The organism is Brevundimonas sp. GW456-12-10-14-LB3, from assembly GCF_059424365.1.
In genome coordinates this window covers 1-21,406 of sequence record NZ_JBWKZJ010000046.1, presented here as the reverse complement: position 1 = coordinate 21,406, position 21,406 = coordinate 1, and the positions used below count along the sequence as shown (strand labels likewise).

General features: G+C 68.3%; 17 protein-coding genes. 3 read left to right on the top strand and 14 right to left on the bottom strand.

Annotation, left to right across the window (positions count from 1 at the left end):
• Window positions 1-625: 625 nt before the first annotated feature.
• Together AC07XS_RS14360 and AC07XS_RS14355 are read right to left on the bottom strand one after the other, a co-directional pair.
• Window positions 626-3,829, bottom strand: coding sequence for an efflux RND transporter permease subunit (locus AC07XS_RS14360; RefSeq protein ID WP_182714957.1), 3,204 nt, complete (start codon window positions 3,827-3,829; stop codon window positions 626-628).
• 12 nt (window positions 3,830-3,841) lie between these two features.
• Complete coding sequence (locus tag AC07XS_RS14355) at window positions 3,842-4,972, bottom strand: efflux RND transporter periplasmic adaptor subunit (protein WP_182714966.1); 1,131 nt, start codon at window positions 4,970-4,972, stop codon at window positions 3,842-3,844.
• Window positions 4,973-5,172: 200 nt separating this feature from the next.
• Between AC07XS_RS14355 and lepA the strand changes: the two genes are divergently transcribed.
• The gene (lepA, locus tag AC07XS_RS14350) at window positions 5,173-6,981 is read left to right on the top strand and encodes a translation elongation factor 4 (RefSeq protein ID WP_182714958.1); all 1,809 of its coding nucleotides are present in this window, start codon (window positions 5,173-5,175) and stop codon (window positions 6,979-6,981) included.
• Window positions 6,982-6,988: 7 nt separating this feature from the next.
• Here lepA and AC07XS_RS14345 read toward each other — a convergent pair whose 3' ends face one another.
• Together AC07XS_RS14345 and AC07XS_RS14340 are read right to left on the bottom strand one after the other, a co-directional pair.
• Complete coding sequence (locus tag AC07XS_RS14345) at window positions 6,989-8,107, bottom strand: acyl-CoA dehydrogenase family protein (protein ID WP_182714959.1); 1,119 nt, start codon at window positions 8,105-8,107, stop codon at window positions 6,989-6,991.
• 188 nt (window positions 8,108-8,295) lie between these two features.
• Window positions 8,296-9,480 (bottom strand): acyl-CoA dehydrogenase family protein, encoded by a 1,185-nt coding sequence (locus AC07XS_RS14340; protein WP_152950976.1) that lies wholly within the window; start codon window positions 9,478-9,480, stop codon window positions 8,296-8,298.
• A 130-nt stretch (window positions 9,481-9,610) separates the two neighbouring features.
• Between AC07XS_RS14340 and AC07XS_RS14335 the strand changes: the two genes are divergently transcribed.
• Window positions 9,611-10,123, top strand: a complete 513-nt coding sequence (locus tag AC07XS_RS14335) for a GNAT family acetyltransferase (protein ID WP_152950977.1) — start codon at window positions 9,611-9,613, stop codon at window positions 10,121-10,123.
• Here AC07XS_RS14335 and AC07XS_RS14330 read toward each other — a convergent pair.
• On the bottom strand, window positions 10,120-10,377 hold the full coding sequence (locus tag AC07XS_RS14330) for an Lrp/AsnC ligand binding domain-containing protein (protein WP_152950978.1): 258 nt from the start codon (window positions 10,375-10,377) through the stop codon (window positions 10,120-10,122). The two genes, AC07XS_RS14335 and AC07XS_RS14330, sit on opposite strands and share 4 nt — an antisense overlap.
• Window positions 10,378-10,595: 218 nt before the next feature.
• Between AC07XS_RS14330 and AC07XS_RS14325 the strand changes: the two genes are divergently transcribed.
• The gene (locus AC07XS_RS14325; RefSeq protein WP_054766673.1) at window positions 10,596-11,273 is read left to right on the top strand and encodes a bifunctional 4-hydroxy-2-oxoglutarate aldolase/2-dehydro-3-deoxy-phosphogluconate aldolase; all 678 of its coding nucleotides are present in this window, start codon (window positions 10,596-10,598) and stop codon (window positions 11,271-11,273) included.
• Between the two features lie 2 nt (window positions 11,274-11,275).
• On the opposite strand, the gene AC07XS_RS14320 is transcribed toward AC07XS_RS14325, so the two are convergent.
• The 9 genes from AC07XS_RS14320 to AC07XS_RS14280 all read right to left on the bottom strand — a co-directional run.
• Window positions 11,276-11,797 (bottom strand): periplasmic heavy metal sensor, encoded by a 522-nt coding sequence (locus AC07XS_RS14320; RefSeq protein ID WP_152950979.1) that lies wholly within the window; start codon window positions 11,795-11,797, stop codon window positions 11,276-11,278.
• Window positions 11,794-12,204: a hypothetical protein gene (locus AC07XS_RS14315; protein ID WP_182714960.1), complete on the bottom strand. Its 411-nt coding sequence runs from the start codon at window positions 12,202-12,204 to the stop codon at window positions 11,794-11,796. The genes AC07XS_RS14320 and AC07XS_RS14315 overlap by 4 nt, the downstream gene beginning before the upstream one ends.
• Window positions 12,201-12,785, bottom strand: a complete 585-nt coding sequence (locus AC07XS_RS14310; protein WP_054766676.1) for an RNA polymerase sigma factor — start codon at window positions 12,783-12,785, stop codon at window positions 12,201-12,203. The genes AC07XS_RS14315 and AC07XS_RS14310 overlap by 4 nt, the downstream gene beginning before the upstream one ends.
• A 66-nt stretch (window positions 12,786-12,851) precedes the next feature.
• Window positions 12,852-13,490 carry an EF-hand domain-containing protein gene (locus tag AC07XS_RS14305; protein WP_182714961.1) on the bottom strand — a complete coding sequence of 213 codons (639 nt, stop codon included), beginning with the start codon at window positions 13,488-13,490 and terminating at the stop codon, window positions 12,852-12,854.
• 48 nt (window positions 13,491-13,538) lie between these two features.
• Entirely contained in the window at window positions 13,539-16,469 is a 2,931-nt protein-coding gene (locus AC07XS_RS14300; protein ID WP_182714962.1) for a bifunctional [glutamine synthetase] adenylyltransferase/[glutamine synthetase]-adenylyl-L-tyrosine phosphorylase, read from the bottom strand.
• A 138-nt stretch (window positions 16,470-16,607) separates the two neighbouring features.
• Complete coding sequence (locus AC07XS_RS14295; protein WP_182714963.1) at window positions 16,608-18,011, bottom strand: sensor histidine kinase; 1,404 nt, start codon at window positions 18,009-18,011, stop codon at window positions 16,608-16,610.
• Between the two features lie 151 nt (window positions 18,012-18,162).
• A complete protein-coding gene (locus AC07XS_RS14290; protein ID WP_182714964.1) occupies window positions 18,163-18,834 on the bottom strand; it encodes a response regulator transcription factor in 672 nt (223 codons plus the stop codon).
• 500 nt (window positions 18,835-19,334) lie between these two features.
• Window positions 19,335-20,870 (bottom strand): trypsin-like peptidase domain-containing protein, encoded by a 1,536-nt coding sequence (locus AC07XS_RS14285; protein ID WP_152950984.1) that lies wholly within the window; start codon window positions 20,868-20,870, stop codon window positions 19,335-19,337.
• Window positions 20,871-20,946: 76 nt separating this feature from the next.
• A partial coding sequence (locus AC07XS_RS14280) for a cytochrome c-type biogenesis protein (protein WP_182714965.1) occupies window positions 20,947-21,406 on the bottom strand: 460 nt, incomplete at its 5' end.

Genomic DNA, 21,406 nt, shown 5'->3' with positions numbered 1-21,406 from the left:
CCCCCCCCCCCCCCCCCCCCCCCCCCCCCCCCCCCCCCCCCCCCCCCCCCCCCCCCCCCCCCCCCCCCCCCCCCGGGGGGGGGGCGGCCGAGGCTATGCCTGCCGCCCCGCGAGCGGGGAAGGTCGGGTTTAGGAGCCGGCGGCAATTTCGCAATCCGACCCGTTGCAGACGTTGGCATGAGATGCGAGTTTCTCGCGAGCGGGGATCACCATGTCAGCACCGGACTACGACGACCCAAAGTCGAAGCTAAAGTTGCGCCTCCGGCCCATGAACGGCTCGGGAACGGCGCTAAAGTGGGGTAGCGTTCTCGGCGTAATAGGTGCCGCCCTTTGCCTTCTCGGCTTTGTCGCGAGCCTCATCCCCGGCGTTCAGCGTGACGGGAGTCCCCTGTGGTTGCTCTTGGGAGCGGCTGTGTTCGCTGGCCAGTCGGGGTTCTTCTATTTGGGTCACAAGCTGGTTCGTCGCTTGCGTTGATCCGCGTCCGCTTTCCACCCATAGCGGACGTTCGCCGATTCCGCGTCCGGTTCGCCGCCTCCCGCCACGCCAGCCCTTCACCATCGCCAGAAGAAGGCCCGGCCGGAGAATCTCTCCGGCCGGGCCTCATCGTCTCACGAGGAACGTAGATCAGCCGATCCGATCCTCCGCCGCCGGCTCCTCATGCCCATGCTGCCCGTGGGTCAGACGGCTCAACCGGCTTTCCATGCGACGCTTCAGGCCGTCGATCAGGCTGAAGACCACCGGTACGAACAGCAGCGACAGGGCGGTGGAGGTGATCAGCCCCCCGATCACGGCGATGGCCATCGGCGAGCGGAAGGCGGTGCCTTCCCCGAACGCGGCGGCGATCGGCAGCATGCCCAGGCCCATGGCCATGGTCGTCATGATGATCGGCCGCGCCCGCTTGTGGGCCGCGTCCATCAGGGCGTCGTGGCGGTTCATCCCCTTCTCCATCGCCATGATGGCGTAGTCGACCAGCAGGATGGAGTTCTTGGCCGCGATCCCGGTCAGCATGATGATGCCGATCAGGGCCGGCATGGACAGGGATTTGCCCGTCACCAGCAGCAGGAAGAAGGCGCCGCCGAACGACACCGGTAGCGCCGCCAGGATGGTGATCGGGTGGAAGAAGCTTTTGAACAGCAGGACCAGCACGACATACATCAGCAGGATGCCGGTGATGATGGCGAAGGCGAAGCCCGTGCCCAGCTCCTGGAAGCTTTCGGCGTCGCCGGACGGCTGTTGGCTGACGCCCTGGGGCAGGGTCTTGATCGAAGGCAGGGCGTTCACCGCCTCGGTCGCCTGGCTGAGCGTCAGGCCGCTCAGCTCGGCGGTGATGTTGGCGACGCGCAGTCGGTCCAGACGGTTGATCTGGTTCGGCCCGGCGCCGAAGGTGATGTCGGCCACCGCCGACAGGGGCACGGTGGCGCCCGAGGCGGTGGGCACGCGCAGAGTCTCCAGCACTCCCAGGTCCGAGCGGGCGTCCTCCTTCAGCATGACGCGGATCGGCACCTGACGGTCGCCCAGGTTGAACTTGGCCAGCAGCTGATCGGCGTCGCCCAGGGTGGCGACGCGGGCGACCTGGCTGATGTCCTGGGTGGACACCCCTTGCAGGGCGGCGACGTCCGCGCGCGGCGTGACCAGGATTTCGGGCCGCACGAGCGAGGCGGAGGAGACGACGTTCGACAGGCCGGAGATGTTGCGCATCTCCCGCTCTACCTTGGCGGCCGCCGGCTCTAGGACGTCGGGATCGTCGCCGACCAGGGCGATGGTCAGCAGGCTGGAGCCCCCGCCCCCGCCCGAAGAGCCGAACTGGACGCGGGCGCCCGGCACCTGACGCAGGGTCGGCCCCATGTCGCGCTCAAACTCCTGCTGGCTCAGCTTGCGGTCCCAGCGTCCGACCAGATTGACGGTCAGATTGGCGCTGCGCACCTCGCCCGATGATCCGCCGCCGCCGGGCCCGAAGCTGGTGGTCGCCGAGCCGATGGAGGAATAGACCGACTTGACCTCCGGCCGCTTCATCAGTTCGCGATTGATCCGCTGCACGGCCGCGTCCGTCTCGGACAGGGTCGTGCCGGGCGGGAACTGAACGGTGATGGTGGAGCGGGAAATGTCCTCCACCGGAATGAATTCCCCCGGCAGGCGCGTCGCCATGAAGATGGACAGGAAGAAGAACAGCACGCCCATGCCCAGCACCCAGACGCGGTGATCGAACACCCGGTCCGCCACCTTGCGGCGGAACCAGCCGGCCTGCGGATGATGCTCGGCCCGGCGTTTGCGCCAGTCGTCGCCGAGCGCCCAGTTCAGGGCCTTCAGATAGGGTCCCATCCAGAAGGGATCGCCGTGTTCCTTGCCCTGGTCGCGCTTCAGCAGATAGGCGCCCATCAGGGGCGTCAGGGTCCGCGCCACCAATAGGGAGAACAGCACGCTGACGCAGGTGGCGATGGCGAAGCTCTTGAAGAACTGGCCCACGATGCCCGGCATGAAGCCGGTCGGGGCGAAGACCGCCACCAGGGTCGCCGTCGTGGCCATGACCGCCAGGCCGATCTCGTCCGCCGCCTCGATCGCCGCCGGATAGGGCGGCTTGCCGTCGCGGATGTGCCGGACGATGTTTTCGATCTCCACGATGGCGTCATCGACCAGGATGCCGATCGTCAGGGACAGGGCCAGCAGGGTCACGACGTTCAGCGACTGATTGGTCAGATCCATGACCCAGAAGGTCGGGATCAGCGACAGCGGCATGGCGACCGCCGCAATCAGGGTCGCCCGCCAGTCCCGCAGGAAGATGAAGACCACGGCGATGGCCAGAAGGGCGCCCAGCACCAGGGTCTCGACCGAGGCGTGGAAGTTGTTGACGACGTCTTCAGTGGTGTTGGCGACCTCTTCGAAGGTCACATCCGCGCGTTCGGCGTCCAGCTTGGCCAGTTCGGCCTTGACCCGGTCATAGACGTCCACCTCGGACGAGCCGATGGCGCGCGAGACGCCGAAGCCGACCACCTCCTGGCCGTTGAACCGGGCGCGGCCGCGGGGTTCGGACCATTCGTCCGTCACCTCGCCCAGGTCACCCAGGCGCACGCTGCGGCTGCCGATCGGAATCAGGGTCTCGCGCAGCTGTTCGACCGACTGGGCCGAGCCGACGGTGCGGATGGCCTGTTCTTCGCCGGCGATCTCGCCGCGCCCGCCGGGCAGGTTGATGTTGGAGGCGCGCAGCTGGTTCGACACCTGGGCCGCCGTCACGCCCGAGGCGGCGAGGCGCGCCGGGTCCAGCTTGATGCGGATTTCGCGGCTGACGCCGCCGTCGCGGCTGATCTGGCTGACGCCGCGCACCGACAGCAGGCGTTTGGCCACCGTATTGTCGACGAACCAGCTCAGCTCCTCCGGGCTCATGCCCGGCGCCCGCACGACGAAATTGGCGAAGGGGATGGCGGTGAACTCAATGCGCTGGACGATCGGCTCCTGAACGTCGGCAGGCAGGTTCTGGCGAATGCCGCTGACGGCGTTGCGCACGTCATTGGTGACCTTCTCCAGGTTCACCCCCAGCTGGAACTCGATCGAGGTGGTCGACACCCCCTCATTGACCACCGAGGTGATGTGTTTGACCGAACCCAGGCCCGCCACGGCGTCCTCGACCAGGCGCGTGACCTGGGTCTCCATCTCCGTCGGCGCGGCGCCGGACTGGATCACGGTGACGGCCACGACCGGCAGGTCGACGTCGGGGAAGTTGTTGGTGCGGAGCTTAAAATAGCTCATCGTCCCAGCGATCGTCAGGACGACGAACAAGAGGACGATCGGGATCGGATTCCGAATCGACCAGGACGAGATGTTCTGAAAACCCATCGGTCCGGTTCCTTAGCGCGCGGCTTGGCCGGCAGGGGCCGGAGCGGCGGCGGCCGGAGCCGCAGTCGCGGGAGCCACCGTCACGTGGTCGCCCTCGCCCAGGAAGCCGGCGCCCTGAACCACCACGCGCTGGCCGGCCTGAAGGCCCTGAACGGCCACCTGATCGCCTGTGCGCGCGCCCGTGGTCACGGGAGCGAAGCGAACCGCCTCGCCCTGGCCGATCACATAGACGCCCGGCTTGCCTTCGCGATAGACGATCGCCGCCCCTGGCACGACCAGGGCCGGCTGGTCGCCGACGGCGATCTCGGCGCGGGCGAACATGCCGGGACGCAGCTGGGCCGCCGGGGCCAGAGAGATGCGGGCCAGACCCAGGCGGGTGGCCGGATCGACTTGCGGCGTGACGATCCGCACCGTGCCGGTCGTGGGCGCCGCCTCGCTGGAGGTCACGGTCGCCGACTGTCCGGCGCGGACTAGGGCCAGTTCGGTCTCCGGCACCTGGGCGTCCAGCTCCAGCCGACCGTCGCGCACCATGCGGAACAGCTCGGTCCCGGCGGCGATGATCTGGCCCTTGGTCACGCTGCGGCTGGTGATCAGACCGGCGACGGGCGCGCGGATCGTGGATTGGCTGAGGCGGGTCTGGGTTTCCGACAGGGCGGCGCGGGCGGCCGCCAGATTGGCGCTGGAGCTGCGCTGATTGGCCAGGGCCGTATCCAGGGACGCCTGGCTGAGGAAGCCCCGCTCCTTCAGCTGCTGGGCGCGGGACAGGGCCGCGTCGTCCCGGGCGACGTTGGCCTCGGCCAGCTGCACCTGGGCCTGCTGCTGACGCAGCTGGGCGCGCAGCAGGACGTCGTTCATCTGCACCAGGGACTGGCCCTGACGGACGTAGGAGCCTTCCTCCACATAGACGGCGACGGCCGTCAGGCCGCCGGTCTCGGCCGCCACCGGCACCTCCTCCCAGGCCGAAACCGAGCCCGAGGCGCTGACGGTGCGGCTGAGGTTGATCGAAGCCACCGTGGCGGCCGTGACGGTCTGGCGCGCGCCGGCGGTCGTGTCGGCCTTCTTCTCCTCGCCTCCCCCGCCGCAACTCGCCAAGAGGGCCGACAGGGCGACGGCGCAGAGGGCGGCAGCGGTTCGGGTCGTCATGGACACGGGGGAGTTCCTCGGTTTCAGGCGAAGCGGATCGCCGGCTCGCGCCGGTCGGGAAGGTGCTTGGCTAATACCCCGTCCGCGCCTCCGCCTCAAACCCGGACGAGCAACATTGCAGAGGTGTAATCTACGACGGGGCGTTCCCGCCGGACCTGGGCGGCTGGTCCAAAAGGAATACGCATGTTAGGGGCGCGCGGATGACGACTCCTCCGATCTCGAACATCCGGAATTTCAGCGTGGTCGCGCACATCGACCACGGCAAGTCCACCCTGTCCGACCGCCTGATCCAGCACACCGGCGGGCTGACCGCGCGCGAGATGTCGGAACAGGTTCTCGACAATATGGAGATCGAGAAGGAGCGGGGCATCACCATCAAGGCCCAGACCGTGCGCCTGACCTACAAGGCCAGGGACGGCGAGGAGTATATCCTGAACCTGATGGACACGCCCGGCCACGTGGACTTCGCCTATGAGGTCTCGCGCAGCCTCGCCGCTTGCGAGGGCTCGCTGCTGGTGGTGGATGCGTCGCAGGGGGTTGAGGCCCAGACCCTGGCGAACGTCTATCAGGCCATCGACAACAATCACGAGATCGTCCCGGTCCTGAACAAGATCGACCTGCCCGCCGCCGAGCCGGAACGGGTCAAGGCCCAGATCGAGGACGTCATCGGCCTGGACGCCTCCGACGCAGTGGAATGTTCGGCCAAGTCGGGCCTGGGCATCGAGGAGGTGCTGGAGGCCATCGTCACCCGCCTGCCGGCGCCCAAGGGCGACCCCGACGCCCCGCTGAAGGCCATGCTGGTCGACGCCTGGTACGACCCCTATCTGGGCGTCGTCGTCCTGGTCCGCGTCTTCGACGGCGTGCTGAAGACCGGCATGCGGGTCAAGATGATGCGCAACGGCTCGACCCACCTGATCGACCGGGTCGGCGTCTTCCTGCCCAAGAACACTGCGGTGGACCAGCTGGGCCCCGGCGAGGTCGGCTTCATCACCGCCCAGATCAAGGAAGTGGCCCACGCCGCCGTCGGCGACACCATCACCGACGAGAAACGGCCCACGGCCGAACCGCTGAAGGGGTTCAAGGAGGTCCAGTCGGTGGTGTTCTGCGGCCTGTTCCCGGTCGACGCCGCCGACTTCGAGGACCTGCGCGCCGCCATCGGCAAGCTGCGCCTGAACGACGCCTCCTTCACCTATGAGATGGAAAGCTCGGCGGCGCTGGGCTTCGGCTTCCGCTGCGGCTTCCTCGGTTTGCTGCACCTGGAGATCATCCAGGAGCGGCTGAGCCGCGAGTTCAACCTCGACCTGATCGCCACCGCCCCCTCGGTCGTCTACAAGATCGGCCTGCGCGACGGCTCCGAGATGGACCTGCACAATCCGGCCGACCTGCCCGACGTGATGCAGATCGACACCATAGCCGAACCCTGGATCAAGGCCACCATCCTGACCCCCGACGAATACCTGGGCGGCGTCATCAAACTGTGCCAGGACCGCCGCGGCCAGCAGGTGGAGCTGTCCTATGTCGGCAGCCGCGCCATGGTGGTTTACGAACTGCCGCTGAACGAGGTGGTGTTCGACTTCTACGACCGGCTGAAGTCCATCTCCAAGGGCTACGCCTCGTTCGACTATGAGATCACCGAATACAAGGTCGGCGACCTGGTGAAGATGTCCATCCTGGTCAACGCCGAGCCGGTGGACGCCCTGTCCATGCTGGTCCACCGCCAGCGGGCCGAGACGCGCGGCCGGGGCATGGTGGAGAAGATGAAGGAGCTGATCCCGCCCCATCTGTTCCAGATCCCGATCCAGGCGGCCATCGGCGGCAAGATCATCGCCCGCGAGACCGTGCGCGCCCTGCGCAAGGACGTGACCTCCAAATGCTACGGCGGCGACGCGACGCGGAAGAAGAAGCTGCTGGAGAAGCAGAAGGCCGGCAAGAAGCGGATGCGCCAGTTCGGCAAGGTCGAAATCCCCCAGGAAGCCTTCATCGCCGCCCTGAAGATGGACGAGGATTGATCCCCCCTCAAAACCCCTGGCTCCTCGCCAGCCGTTCGGTGTGGAACTGAGCGTCGCCCAGGAGTTCGTTGAGGACGCGGACGCGCTTCATATAGAGGCCGACGTCGAAGGCGTCGGTCATGCCGACGCCGCCGTGCATCTGGACCGCCTCCTGCACCGCCAGTTCGGCGGCGCGGCCGGCCTTGGCCTTGGCGATGGAGGCCGCAAGGTCGGCGTCTTCGCGGCCGGCGTCGATGGCCTGGAGTGCGGCCAGGGTCGCGGCGCGGGCCAAGGCCAGTTCGGTATAGAGATGGGCGGCGCGGTGTTGCAGGGCCTGGAACTCGCCGATCAGGCGGCCGAACTGTTTGCGGGTGCGCAGATACTCAAGCGTGATCTTGAAGGCCTGGTCCCCGGCGCCGGTCAGGGTCGAGGCGGCGCAGGCGCGCCCCAGCGCCAGGGCGGGGTTCAGCAGGACCTCGCCCCCGCCGACGGCGCCGATCACGGCGTCGGCGTCGATTTCGACGTCGCTCAGCGTCACGCGGGCGGCGTTGTGGGCGTCGACCATGACGGTGCGTTCGACCGCGACCCCGTCCGCCTTGGGATCGACCAGGAAGAGGGTGATCCCCTCCTCCGCCCGCGCCGCCACGATCAGGGCGTCGGCGATATGGCCGTCCAGCACCAGGGCCTTGGCGCCGGTCAGGCGAAAGCCGTTGCCGGACCGTTCGGCCCGCGCGGCGATGCGGCTGGGGGCGTGTTTGGCCCCTTCGTCGATCGCCAGGGACAGGACGGCCTCGCCTGCCGCGATCCGGGGCAGCCAGGCCTGCTGGACCTCTGAGCCGCCGTCGCTCAGCACCTTGGCCGACAGGACGGCCGAGCCCATGAAGGGGGACGGGGTCAGGGAGCGGCCCAGGCTTTCGGCGATCACCCCCGCCTCGACGGCGCCCAGGCCCAGGCCGCCGTGCGCCTCGGGGATCAGGACGCCGGCGAAGCCCATCTCGCCGAAGCCGCGCCACAGGTCGCGCGACAGGCCGTCCGGATCGCCCGCGTCGCGCAGTTTGCGCAGATGGTCCAGCGGGGCGTGTTCAGCCAGAAAGCCGTCGGCGGCGTCCTGGAGCATCGTCTGTTCTTCGGTCAGGATCAGGGGCATTGGGGTCCCTCGTCTTTCTTCATCCTCGGGCTTGACCCGGTTCGTCATCCTCGGGCTTGACCCGGTTCGTCATCCTCGGGCTTGACCCGAGGATCGGCTGTAGGGCGCGCCGTGCGCCCGGTTCATCGCACCAGCGGCGGCGCCCCCGGTCCTCGGGTCAAGCCCGAGGATGACGAAGGCGCATGGGCTCAGGCGCCCGGCAGTTGCAGCAGGTGTTTGGCGATGATGTTCAGCTGAATCTCGCTGGTCCCGCCCTCGATGGAATTGGCCTTGGTGCGCAGCCAGTCGCGGGCGGCGGCGCCGCCGTGCGAGCGTTCGCCCTCCCATTCCAGGGCGTCGATCCCGCCGGCCGCCATCCGCAGTTCGTGGCGGCGCTTGTTCAGTTCCGAGCCGTAGTATTTCAGCATGGAGGCGATGGCCGGATGGGCCTGTTTGGCCTTCATCTGATCGCCGGCCCGCTCCATCGCCAGGCGGAAGGCGGCGGCGTCGATCTCCAGCTCGGCGATCCGGGCGCGCAGCATGGGGTCGTCCAGCCGGCCTTCGGCGTCGGCGCCGATCGTCTCCAGAGCAGTCTGGGCCAGGGGCCGGCCGGCGCCGACCTCGCCCATGGCGCCGATCATGGTCCGCTCATGGGCCAGCAGATATTTGGCCACGTCCCAGCCGCGGTTCAGCGTGCCGACCAGGTTTTCCTTCTCCACCCGAACGTCGTCGAAGAAGGTTTCGCAGAAGGGGGACTTGCCGCTGATCAGGGTGATGGGCCGGGTGGTGACGCCCGGCGTCTTCATGTCGAACAGGACGAAGGAGATGCCCAGATGTTTGGGCGCCTCCGGATCGGTGCGGACCAGGCAGAAGATCCAGTCGGCCTTGTCGGCGTAGGAGGTCCAGATCTTCTGGCCGTTGACGATCCAGTGGTCGCCGCGATCCTCCGCCTTGGTCTGGATCGAGGCCAAGTCGGAGCCGGCGCCGGGCTCGGAATAGCCTTGGCACCAGCGGATTTCGCCGCGCACGATCTCGGGCAGGAACCGCTTCTTCTGTTCTTCGGTCCCGAAGGCCAGAAGCGCCGGGCCCAGCATCCAGACGCCGAAACTGGCCAGGGCCGGCTGGGCCTTGATGCGCCGCAGCTCCGACGCCAACACCTTGGCCTCTTCGCGGCTTAAGCCCCCGCCGCCGTACTCTCGGGGCCATTCCGGCGCCGTCCAACCGCGCGCGCCCATCCGTTCCAGCCAGAGCCTGTGCCCCGGCGTGGCGAAGACGGCGTCGCGCCCGCCCCAGATCGTATCCGCCTCGGAGGCCATGGGACCGCGCACCTCGGGCGGGCAGTTCTCTTCCAGCCAGGCGCGCGTTTCGGTGCGGAAGGCGTCCAGATCGGTCATGTCGCGTGTTCCCCGCGTTTCCTCTTTGGAGGGGAGGTTAGCAGATGGGTTTCGATTGGCTACGGTCATTTGCGCCCAGGCAACAGCTTGGCGGCCCGCGCGTTGGTGGTCTGAAACAAGGGGGCCGACCATGACCTATCTGACCCGCGCGGTGTTCGGCGGCGCCAGTCTGCTGCTGCTTTTGGCCGCCACCGCCCTGATCGGCTTCGGCGTCAAGGACGCGCTGGAGACCATTCGCGCCCCCGGCCAGTCGGGGGCCGAGGCGGTGCTGGACGTGCTGGGTTATGTCATCGTCGCCATCGCCGTCTTCGACGTGGCCAAATACATCTTCGAGGACGAGGTGCGGCGCGGCAATGAGCGGCGCAGCGCCGCCGAGGCCCGGCGCAGCCTGACGAAATTCCTGTCCACCATCGTCATCGCCCTGTTTCTGGAGGCCCTGGTGGTGGTGTTCAAGACCGCGCGCGAGGACGTCAGCCAGCTGATCTATCCGACCGCCCTGCTGATCGCGGCCGTCCTGGTGCTGGTGGGCCTGGGCGCCTTCCAGCGGTTCTCGGCCTCGGTCGAGGAAAAGGTCGGCGAGGACGACGAGGCGGAGGAGCGCAGGGACGCCGTCAAGCGAAAGACCGGCGCCGGAAAATCCTAGCCCCCCTTCGGCAGGAAGGGCGAGAAGGTGATGACGGTGAAGGTGTCGCGGACATGCGGTCGGGTCTGGACCTGTTTGGTCACGAAGGTCCCGATGTCGGCGTCGCGCGGCAGGTTGAACTTGGCCAGCAGATCGTGCTGGCCCGAGGTCGAATAGACCTCCGACACGTTCTCCACATGGTCCACGATGTCGGCGGCCACCTCATTGGCGTAGCCCAGCTCGGTTTTGATGAAGACGAAGATGGCGGTCATCATGGCGGGGGCTCTCCTATTGCTGGTCCGCCTCCTAAACGGTTTTGGACGCGGCGTCGAAGACGGCCAGTGAAACAATATGTTCCGCCACAGCGCCCCGAACCGGACCGCGCGGCTTTCGTTTTCTGCGGCGGCTGGGATAAGCAGGGCGCGAAGGCCGGGCGACCGGTTGAGGAAACACAGGCGTTCCGGCGCGGGTCGGACAGGCGGAGATTTGAGACATGGCCCATGATCGCGTCAGCGTGCTGAAGGCGCTTCAGACCCAGGGCGTCTGCCCGGTCTTCTATCATCCCGATCCCGAGGTCAGCCTGAACGTCATCCGCGCCTGTGCGCGCGGCGGGGCGCCGGTGGTGGAGTTCACCAATCGCGGCGACTTCGCCTGCGACCTGTTCGGCGAGATTAATCGCGAACTGATCAAGACCGATCCTTGGGTGGTTCTGGGCATCGGCTCGGTCGTCGACAGCGGCACGGCGGCCCTCTATCTGAACCGGGGCGCGCGTTTCGTGGTCAGCCCCTGCCTGGTCCCCGACGTGGCCAAGGTCTGCAACCGGCGCATGGTGGCCTACTTCCCCGGCTGCGGCTCGGTGACCGACATCGGCGAGGCGCATGAACTGGGCTGCGACATCGTCAAACTGTTCCCTGGTTCGTCGGTCGGCGGGCCGGACTTCGTCAAGGCGGTCAAGGGGCCGATGCCCTGGGTCAAGATCATGCCGACCGGCGGGGTCGATCCCGACGAAGCCTCAATCGCCAAATGGTTCGGCGCCGGAATCGTGGCGGCGGGCATGGGATCCAAACTGGTGACGGACGCGGCGGTGAAGGCCGGCGATTGGGCCGCCATCGAGAGCTCGGTGCGCGAGGCGGTTCAGGCTGTCGCCGCCTTCCGCGCCTCCAAGGCCTGAGGTCAGCGAGGGACGTCGCCGGCTTCGGGCGGCGGCGGCCCCTCGCCGGCCGGGCGATCGGCCCGGCCCGCGCCTGGTCCCTTCCGCGCCAGTATGTCGGCCATGATGCGGCGGTCCTCGACGTCCAGGGCGCCCAGAATGGCGATGGCGCCGCCTTCCAGGCGGGCGCGGCCGCGCATTTCGGCGGCGCGGGAGTCATTCAGCAGGGCCTGGACCCGCTCGGGATTCATCTGCGGTTGGCGCGCGGCCTCGACCGCCTGACGGCGGGCCTCGCGCGCGGCCTCGAAATCGGGACGGGCCGACAGGGCGACGGCGCGCATGCGGGCGCGCACCTCGCGTCGGGTTTCGGGGCTCAGCTCCGCCACCAGGGCGCGAAAGCCGCCGGCGCGACCGGGCTGGCGCTGTTCGGCGACGTGCTGGTCCACCTTGGCCCGGCTGACGGCGAAGGCGACCCCGCCGGCCAGGGCGAACAGGTTCAGGGCCACAGAGACCGCCAGGGCGATTTTCAGCCCGCGTCCGCTCATCGAAGAACCTCCGTATCGTCCACCCCGGTCAGGCTGGATTGATAAAGCACCGCATCAGCCCGCTCGTTGGCGGTCAGTTCGCTGGTCAGGCCGACCCCCGCCACAACCCCGGCGCAGGCCGCCGCCGCCCAGCCGGCGCCCATATAGAGGGCGATCCGGTCCAGATGGAGCCGAGGTCTGCGGGCTTTCGGCGCAGCGGCCAGAACTTTCGCGACCAGGACGGCCGAGGGCGCCGGCGCCGGCGCGGCGTCCAGCAGGGCGTCCAGCGCCGCCGCCTCGTCGAGCACCGCCTTCAGCGACGGATCAGCCGCGATCAGGCTTTCGGCGAAGGCGCGTTCGGACGCCGGCCATCGACGCAGGTCGGCGCCGTAAGCCTCCGCCAGGGCGTGCAACCGTTGCGCCTTCATCTCGCCTCTCCTCTCAGCGCCGCAGCCGGGGCGCGGGGCGCCAGGTCCGACAAGGACTGACGCAATGCGCGGCGACCGCGCGACAACAGACTTTCCAGCGCCTCGACGCTGATCTCCATCAGGGCGGCCGCCTCGATATTGGACAGTTCCTGATAATGACACAGGACCACCGCCTCGCGCTGCCGATCCGGCAGGCGGCTCAACGCCTGTCCGACCCGCAAGCCCGTTTCGGCCGCCATCAGACCCCGATCCGGGGCCGGTCCCTCGTCGGGACGGTCGGGGGGCGTGTGCGTCGGAATCTCGCGACGACGCCGCAGCCGATCGTAACAGAGGTTCAGCGCCACCCGGTGCAGCCAGGTGTCGAACCGCGCCTGGCCCGGCGTCCACCGGGGCGCCTGTTTCCACGCCTTAAACATCGTTTCCTGAGCCACGTCCTCGGCCTCGACCGCATCGCCCAGCATCCGCTGCGCCAAGGCCAGGATGCGCGGCAGTTTGCGCGCGACGAGCGCCTGGGCCGCCGCCGGATCGCCCTGACCCACGCGGCGCACCAGATCCTCGTCGGGGTCGATGATCGCGACCAAGCCTGCCTCTTTCGATCCGGACGAAAGGGACCGATTCGCGCGCGACGGCCGACCCCGACACTGTTCTTACGCCGAACCGGCCGGCGGGGAAGCCGGTTGTTGCGCGGAGCGGGCCTGACGCCGTTCGGCGCGGTGGGCCTGGGCGGCCGCACGGCGTTCCTCGGGGGTGACGACGCCGTCGTGATCGGCGTCCATCGTGTCGAACCGTTCGCCCAGTTTGGCGGCGACGTCCGAAATCGTCACCGGACCGGCCTGGCGATGGGCGCCGTCCTTGCCGCGACGAGGTCCGTCGCCGCGACCCGCCCGTTCGCGACGACCGCCGGCCTCGCCGCGCGCCGCGCGGGCGGCCTCGAACTCTGCGCGGCTGATCGCCCCGTCGCCGTTCGCATCCAGCTTGGCGAAGCGCGAATCCGCGTGCCGGGCGCGCCGGGCCTGAACGGCGGCCTCGCGCTCGGCGACGCTGACCACGCCGTCACGATCGGCGTCCAAGGCGGTCAGACGTGCGATGTGCTGATCCACGAATTCGGCCCGCGTCACCGGACCGGCGCGACGGGCTTCACCGCGTCGATGATGGGGGCGTTCGGCTTGGGGTCCCGAATGCGCCGCCGTCGGCGCAGCGGCCGGGGGCGGCGTCTGGGCCGTGGCGGCGCCGGCCAGGCCCGCCAAGGCGATGACGCCGAGGCCGGTCAGCAAGGTTGTTCTCATCTCGATCTTCTCCTGGGCCGTGGCAAGCACGGCCTTTTCGTCGCCCCGTCAGGAGGTTGAACGCGGGTCCGGCGATTCTCCGTCGCGACCGGCCGGAACCGCCTGCTCGAAGGCCCGACGCGCCTGGGCGCGCAGGTCCGTCAGCCGGGTCTTCAGGCTCTCGAAGTCGAGCGCCCCCGCCGCCTCGGCCAGCCGCTGCTGAAAGACCGCCGGTTCGGCCTCGGGATCGACCCGGCCTTCGAAGGCGGCGGCCAGGAGCTGGGCCAGTCGCTGCTGGATGCGCCAGGCCTCGGCCAGGATCGGGTCCTGCCCGAGGGCCTGAAGCGTCGACAGGGTCAAGGGCTCGCCCGCCGCCGCAGCCTGAAGCTGGCGGTACTGGGCGGCGAACTCGGCGTCCACCTGGCCGCCGGGCGACAGTTTCAGATCCCAGAAGCCGTGCGGACGGCGTTCCCGGTCCATCAGGGCGCGCATCCGGCGCACATCCGCCGCCACATCGACGCCCGGCCGGGGCCGCCGCAGCGCCGCCTCGATCCCCGCCGACACCCGCTCGGCGAAGGCCGGGTCGCTGGCCCAGACCACGCGCGCGCGGGTCAGGACCATGAACTCCCAGGTCTCGGCCTCGGCGGCGTAATAGTCGTCGAAGGCGGACAGCCGCACCGAGACCGGGCCCTTGGACCCGGTGGGCCGCAACCGCATGTCCACCTCATACAGGCCGCCCTCGGCCGTATGGGCCGACAGGGCGGCGATGAGCCGCTGGGTGAAACGGGCGTAGAAGACGTCGGCGGTCCAGCCCTTGACCTCGGACAGGGCCTCGGGCGGGGCGTCATAGAGGGTCATCAGGTCCAGGTCCGACCCGGCCGTCATCTCGCGCGACCCGGCCTTGCCCAGGGCCACCACGGCGACCGCGCCGGGAAAGGCGCCGCCCAACCGTTCCGCCTCGACCAGGGCGGCAGGGGCCAGGATGCGCATGGCGGCGTCGGCCAGATCGGCATAGGCCCGGCCGGCGGCCTCGGGCCCCGCGCGCCCGGTCATGGCGTGCAGGCCGATGCGGAACATCTGTTCGCGGTGCAGACGCCGCACGGCGTTCATCGCCCCTTCGAAATCCTCCGCCTCGCCGGCCTCGCGCAGCATCTGTTCGCCCAGGCCGGTGTCGTCGGACAGGTCGGCCAGGAAGCGGGCGTCCAGAATCCCGTCCAGGGCCGCAGGCTGACGGCCCAGGGTGCGGGCCAGGCGCGGCGCGAAGGCCATGACCCCCAGCACCATTTCGAACAATTTGGGCTGGTTCAGGAACAGGGCCTGAACCTGAACCCCGGCGGCCAGGCCCGAAAAGAAGACGGCGAACCGGCGAAAGGCCTCGTCCGGCGCGCCCGTGCGCGCCAGGGCCTCCAGCAGGCGCGGCGCCAGGCGGGTGAACAGTTCGCGGCCCCGCTCGGTCCGGGTCGCGGGAATGCGGCCGTGGTGCCAGGACCGGATGGTGTCGGCGACCGAGGCCGCCTCGGAAAACCCCATGCGGCCCAGGGTCAGAAGGGTCTCTGGATCGTTCTCCACCCCAGTGAAGACCAGGCTGCCGTAGCTGGAATCCAGGTCTTCCCCGCCTTCGAACAGCTCGCCGTAGCGGGCGTTGACCCGCCCCAGCAGCGCTTCGACATGGGCGTCGAAGGCGGCCAGATCGGCCCAGCCGGCCAGGGCGGCGACGGCGGCGCGCGCCTGGGGGCTCTCGGGCAGGCGGTGGGTCTGTTCGTCGTCCAGCATCTGGACCCGGTGTTCCAGCCCGCGCAGTTCGACATAGGCGGCCGACATCTCCTCGGCGACCGCGGTCGGAATATGGTCGGCCTCGGCCAAGGCGGTCAGGGCGGCCAGGGTGCGCGGCGCCCTCAGGTCCGGGTCGCGTCCCGCCAGGATCAGCTGCTGGGTCTGGGCGTAGAATTCGATCTCGCGGATGCCGCCCCGACCCAGTTTCAGATTGGCGCCGGCGGCCTGAAGCCCCTCGCCCGTCTTGTGGACGTGGATCTGTTTCTTGATCGACTGAATGTCCAGAACGGCGGCGTAGTCCAGGCTGCGGCGCCAGACGAAGGGCCGCAGGGCCTTGACGAAGCGGGCGGCGGCGCGGGGATCGCCCAGCACGGGCCGGGCCTTGATGAAGGCCGCCCTTTCCCAGTTCTGGCCGACGCTCTCGTAATAGGCCAGGGCCATGGGGGCGGCGACCACCGGCGGGGTGGAGGACGGATCGGGCCGCAGCCGCAGGTCGACGCGGAAGACATAGCCGTCGGCGGTGCGTTCGCTCAGCAGGCCGGCGATCCCCTTGCCGACGCGATTGGCGAAGTCCTGCATCTCCTCGCCCTCGCGCAGGGCCAGGCCCATCAGGCGCGGCTCGAAGAAGAGGGAGATGTCGATGTCGGACGAATAGTTCAGCTCGTGCGCGCCATGTTTGCCCATCGCCAGGCCGAACAGGCCGGGGATGGGGCCGCGCGGATCGTCGGGCGGCGAGACCAGCCGCCCCCGCGCCCGCTGCTCGGCGGCGACGGCGCGCAGGGCGGCGCGGCAGGCGGCGTCGGCGAAGCCGGACAGGGCGCCGGTCACCTGATCCAGGTCCCAGACTCCGCCCAGATCGGCCAGCGCCGTCAGCAGGTGCAGATCGGCCTTCAGCACCCGCAGGGGCGCGCGCACATCGTCCGGTTCGGCGTCCAGGGCGTCGGTCTCGGCCAGGATGCGGATCAGGCCCGAGGTTGGGTTGGTCTCCAGCAGGCGGCGCAGATGGGCGGGGCGGCGACGCATCAACCCCGCCAGATAGGGCGAGGCCCCCGCCACGGACGCCAGGGCCGGCCAGGCCGCGTCCAGAGTGTCGCGCCAGCCGTCGGCGTCGGCGGCCTGGGCCAGGGTCTCCAGCAGGCGTTCGGCGGCGGCGGGATCGGCCACAGGGCCGGCCGCCTTGATCTGCTGACCCAGCTGGATAGGTGCGGAGGTTGCTGTATCGGCCATCAGATCATCCGCTCATCCCCGCGAAAGCGGGGACCCAGTACTTTCGCTCGACCATGCGTTGGACCACGTTCGAACCGCCTCTCACAAGTCCGCGCGCCCAAAGACCTGGGTCCCCGCTTTCGCGGGGATGAGCGGAATTTATTGGGGAGCCGTGGCCGGCGGCAGGACCAGGGCCACGCGAAGACCCGGCCCGTAACCTTCATAGGCGCCGGGGCCTTCATCCAGCACCACCCGACCGCCGTGCGCCTCGGCCACAGCCGTGACCAGGGACAGGCCCAGACCCGAGCCCGGTTCGGTGCGGCTGTTGTCCAGCCGCACGAAACGCTGGACCACCCGCTCACGATCCTCCTCCGGCACGCCGGGGCCGGTGTCGGTGACCGAATATTCGATCTCGCCGGACGACCGCCGCCGCGCCCGCAGCTTCACCGCCCCGCCGGAGGGCGTGTATTTGATGGCGTTGTCGATCAGATTGGCCAGGGCCTGGGCCAGGAAGGGCTGGTTGCCCTCGATCATCAGGCCGGTCTCGATCTCGGCCGAGAAGTCGATGTCCTTGTCCTCGGCCGCCGGTTCGTACAGTTCGGCCATGTCGGCGGCCAGGGCGGCGGCGTCCATCCGCTGGGGGTCCGGCGCCCCGCCCGATTGCAGCCGGGCGATGGCGAGCACGGTGTTGAAGGTCTTCAGCAGATGGTCCGCCTCGTCCAGGGCCACGCCCAGGGCGTCTACCCCGTCGATCCGGCCCGCCTCGGCGTCGATCAAGGCCACCTCCAGCTTGGCCCGCATCCGCGTCAGGGGCGAGCGCAGGTCGTGGGCGATGGCGTCGCCGGCATGGCGGATGGAGGCCATGGACGCCTCCAGCCGATCCAGCATCAGGTTCAGCCCCTGGCTGAGTTCGTCCAGTTCGTCGCCGGAATGGCGGATGGGGGCGCGGACCTTCAGATCCCCCTCCTGCACGGCTGAGACGACGCGGTTCAGGCCGGCCATGGCGCTTTCGACCCGGCGGCTGATGTAGAGGCCGCCCGCCAGGCCCAGCAGGATCACCAGGCCCATGGCGCCCCACAGGGCCTGGGTCAGGCGGGCCAGATAGTCCTCGATGTCGCCGATATCGGCCCCGACGAACAGATGTTCGCCGCCCGCCAGCCGGGTGTCGATGCCGATCGACTGGCGCCGCCGCACCCGGCCCTCGGCGTCGGTGTCGGTCAGGCGGAAGGGCTCCCAGTCGCCCGTATCGACCCCCTCGGGCACGTCGGAGATGTTGGCGGTGATGATCTTTCCGTCCGCCCCCTTCAGCACATACAGATAGGGGCCGGCGCGGATGGCGCGCTCGACCAGGGCCTGGTTCAGGGCGTTCAGGCCGCGGGTGCGATAGACGGCGGTCAGGGCCGCCCGCTCGGCCTCCACCTCCGCCTGGGCCCGGCCTTGGGCCTCCGAGGCCGAGGCGAAATAGACATAGGCCAGGATCGCCCCCGCCGCCGCCACGAACAGGGCCAGAAACAGCAGCGTCAGCCGGAACGGCGTGCGGCGAAGGAGGGACGGAAGGCGCATGGGGCTTGTTAGTGGCGAGTGACGCGTGGCGAGTGGCGAGCAAGCGCAGAGACAGACAGGGGCTTGCGCGGGGCCTGACCATAAATCGCCGCTCGGTCGCCAGCCTCAATCATTCTCGCCACTCGCCACTAACCACGCGCCACTCCGAACGTCACGCCTCCAACCGATACCCCGCCCCACGCACGGTCTGGAGCATGGCGCGCTCGAAACCCTTGTCGATCTTGGAGCGCAGGCGGCTGATGTGGACGTCGATGACATTGGTCTGGGGGTCGAAATGGTATTCCCAGACCTTTTCCAGCAGCATGGTGCGCGTCACCGACTGGCCGGCGTGGCGCATCAGGAACTCCAGCAGCTGGAACTCGCGCGGTTGGAGGTCGATCTCTGTGGTTCCGCGATGAACCGTGCGGGCGATCAGATTCATCTCCAGATCGCCGACCTTCAGCACGGTCTGGACCCCGCCGGTCTCGCGGCGCCGCGCCAGGGCCTCGACCCGCGCGATCAGCTCGGCGAAGGCGTAGGGCTTGACCAGATAGTCGTCGGCGCCGGCCTTCAGGCCGGTGACCCGGTCCTCGACTTCGCCCAGGGCCGACAGGAAGAGGACCGGAGTCTGGTCCCCGCCCTTCCTGACCGTCTCGACCATGCCGACGCCGTCGAGACGCGGCATCATCCGGTCGACCACATAGACGTCATAGCCGCCCTTTTGCGACTCCAGCAGGCCGAAGGCGCCGTCCACGGCATGGGTCACCTCATGGCCGGCCTCGGTCAGGCCGCGCACCATGGCCGTCGCCGCCTCGGCGTCGTCCTCGACCACCAGAATCCGCATCGAAACCCCTCCCGGAATCAAAATCGCCGCCGATGGTAGCGCATCGGCGGCGATTCAGTGAGTTACGGCTTGGTCAGATTACCGATCAGTTCTTGGACAGTTCGATCTTCGGGCGGGAAGCTCGACGCAGCCATCTCCTCGGTCAACAAAAATTGACGAAGCGGAATACAGTTTAAAGTTGACGACTGAACGACTAAAACGCGAACCAACTGAGCGCCACTTGGCATTCAACCTGGGAGATCAAACGTGAAGAGAACACTGATTGCTCTAAGCTTGTTGTCGTCAGCCATAGGTTCGTCCGCCCTCGCATCACCGACAGCTCCGTCTCACCAACCCACCTCCGTGCGGACGGTTATGGTCTGCATAACCAATCACTACCCAGATGGGGCACCGTTTTTAGATTGCCAGATCGTATATTTATACGACGACGAGATCATTCAAGCGTGATTTCTAAAAGTGAACAGCCCGCCATCAGAAATGATGGCGGGCTGTTTCGTGCTCTATTTTTTGAAAGTCAGCACATAGGGTACGTTGCCCTGACCCCGAACCCAGATCAGGAGATAAGCTCCGGATCGGCCAGACGCTTTCACCGAAGCTACGGCGTCTCGGAAGTCGTCCACGGTTCTTACGGGCGTATTCTGAACCTGCTGGATCACGACCCCTTGCCCAAGGCGGGCATCGACACCGGTTTCAACACCCATAATCGCCAAACCTTCGACGGAGGCCGGCGCGCCCAGACGTTGGCGCAGGGCTGGAGTGAGAGGAGTCAAGTTTAGACCTTCGACTGTGGCCGAAGCTCCCGAAGGATCGTTCGGAGCGGCTCCGCCTTGGCCGAGGCCGTTTTCGCTGTTCAGTTCCGTCTCAGAAGGGCGGGTACCGGATCGTGCCGTGATCGTTTGTCGGCGACCGTCACGCAGCACCTCCATCCGAAGCGTGTCTCCCGGCTTAGCCGCGCCAACTAAGCGCGTCAGCTTCGTCGATGAATCAATCACCTCGCCATTCAGCGAGACGACAAGATCGCTGAACCTGAGGCCAGCCTTGTCGGCCGGACCTTCAGGGGTGACCTCAGCAACGAGGGCGCCCTTCTGGTCGGCTTTCAGCCCCAAAGCACCCAACTCCTCGGTGGTTGGCGTACTGATTTTCACGCCGAGATAGCCTCTCTCAATCACCTCCCCACGCATCAAGCGCGACGTGATCTGCTTAGCGATTTCCGCCGGAATCGCGAAGCCTATGCCGACTGACGAGCCAGTTGGAGACAGAATGACGGAGTTGACACCAATAACGCGACCGTAGACATCAAAGGTCGGCCCGCCCGAGTTCCCGCGATTGATGGCGGCGTCGATCTGCAGAAAATCGGTGTATGCTGAAGAGGCATCCGGCAAGCTGCGGGCTTTCGCAGAGACAATCCCCGCCGTCGCCGTGCCGCCCAGCCCGAAGGGGTTGCCCACAGCGATCACCCAGTCGCCCACGCGGGGTTCGGCCGTTTCTTCAAAGCTGACGTATTTGAAGTTGTCGCCATCGACCTTGATCACGGCCAGATCGGTGGCCTCATCGCGCCCCACCAGACGCGCGGGCAGTTCGCGGCCGTCCGACATCTTGACCTTGATCTCGGTGGCGTCGGCGACGACGTGGTTGTTGGTGACGATGAAACCGTCCTGCGAGATGAAGAAGCCCGAACCGGCGCCCTGGGTGGTGCGGGGTTCGGCGTCTTCGCCGTCGCTGCGGCCCTGGGGCGGGACGAACTGGAACGGCAGGCCGGGGATTTGGAAGGCGCCGCCCTGGGGCTGATCCACCTTGACCGTCACGTCGATCTGGACGACGGCCGGGGCGACCTGGTCGAAGATGTCAGCGAAGCTGTTGGGCGCGCCGGGCGGAGGCGAGAAGCGGTCGCCGTTGGCGGGGACGGGGGTGATCCGGTTGACGGCCTGGGGGTCGGCGTGGGCGCCGGGCCAGGTGACGATCCCGCCCGCCGTCGCTCCCGCCGCCAGGGTCAGGCCGGCCAAGGCCCCGAGAATGAACTCTTTGCGCTTCAGCATCTTGTTCTTGCGATCCTCTGTCGGGGCCGCGCCCCGTCTCGCTCTTGATATAGGCCGAACGGGCGTTACGCCAATTTCAGCGTTCGATGGTTGATCCCGACAAGCGCCCGTCGTGAGGCGAGGTTGCGTCCAGATCGCGGCGAAGCGTCTCATTTGCGAGAACTTCGTCCAGCCGACGCTCCTCCTCAGGCGAAAGGGGCGCGACCTCGACCGGGCGGCGGCGCGCGCGCAAGGCCAGAGCCGCCCCCGCCAGCAGAACGAGGATGAAGGGGCCGAACCACAACAGCCAGGTTCCGACCCGCACCGGCGGGGTGAACAGGACATAGTCGCCGAACCGCCGGACCAGATCCTGACGCACGGCCTGATCGGAGGCGCCGGCGGCGATCTGTTCGCGGATCAACCGGCGCATGTCGCCCGCCACCCCCGCCGGACTGTCGGCGATGGCCTCGTGCTGGCAGACGACGCAGCGCACGTCCTTGAACAGGGCCTGGGCGCGGGCTTCCTGAGCCGGGTCGCTCAGGGGGCGGTCGGGGGCG

What these genes read in the sequence shown, in the direction of transcription:
- AC07XS_RS14335 (WP_152950977.1), top strand. Translation starts at nt 9,611, where the DNA reads ATGACCTATCTGACCCGCGCGGTGTTCGGCGGCGCCAGTCTGCTGCTG.
- AC07XS_RS14330 (WP_152950978.1), bottom strand. Translation starts at nt 10,377, where the DNA reads ATGATGACCGCCATCTTCGTCTTCATCAAAACCGAGCTGGGCTACGCC.
- AC07XS_RS14325 (WP_054766673.1), top strand. Translation starts at nt 10,596, where the DNA reads ATGGCCCATGATCGCGTCAGCGTGCTGAAGGCGCTTCAGACCCAGGGC.
- lepA (WP_182714958.1), top strand. Translation starts at nt 5,173, where the DNA reads ATGACGACTCCTCCGATCTCGAACATCCGGAATTTCAGCGTGGTCGCG.
- AC07XS_RS14315 (WP_182714960.1), bottom strand. Translation starts at nt 12,204, where the DNA reads ATGAAGGCGCAACGGTTGCACGCCCTGGCGGAGGCTTACGGCGCCGAC.
- AC07XS_RS14285 (WP_152950984.1), bottom strand. Translation starts at nt 20,870, where the DNA reads ATGCTGAAGCGCAAAGAGTTCATTCTCGGGGCCTTGGCCGGCCTGACC.
- AC07XS_RS14345 (WP_182714959.1), bottom strand. Translation starts at nt 8,107, where the DNA reads ATGCCCCTGATCCTGACCGAAGAACAGACGATGCTCCAGGACGCCGCC.
- AC07XS_RS14300 (WP_182714962.1), bottom strand. Translation starts at nt 16,469, where the DNA reads ATGGCCGATACAGCAACCTCCGCACCTATCCAGCTGGGTCAGCAGATC.
- AC07XS_RS14340 (WP_152950976.1), bottom strand. Translation starts at nt 9,480, where the DNA reads ATGACCGATCTGGACGCCTTCCGCACCGAAACGCGCGCCTGGCTGGAA.
- AC07XS_RS14290 (WP_182714964.1), bottom strand. Translation starts at nt 18,834, where the DNA reads ATGCGGATTCTGGTGGTCGAGGACGACGCCGAGGCGGCGACGGCCATG.
- AC07XS_RS14320 (WP_152950979.1), bottom strand. Translation starts at nt 11,797, where the DNA reads ATGAGCGGACGCGGGCTGAAAATCGCCCTGGCGGTCTCTGTGGCCCTG.
- AC07XS_RS14360 (WP_182714957.1), bottom strand. Translation starts at nt 3,829, where the DNA reads ATGGGTTTTCAGAACATCTCGTCCTGGTCGATTCGGAATCCGATCCCG.
- AC07XS_RS14295 (WP_182714963.1), bottom strand. Translation starts at nt 18,011, where the DNA reads ATGCGCCTTCCGTCCCTCCTTCGCCGCACGCCGTTCCGGCTGACGCTG.
- AC07XS_RS14305 (WP_182714961.1), bottom strand. Translation starts at nt 13,490, where the DNA reads ATGAGAACAACCTTGCTGACCGGCCTCGGCGTCATCGCCTTGGCGGGC.
- AC07XS_RS14355 (WP_182714966.1), bottom strand. Translation starts at nt 4,972, where the DNA reads ATGACGACCCGAACCGCTGCCGCCCTCTGCGCCGTCGCCCTGTCGGCC.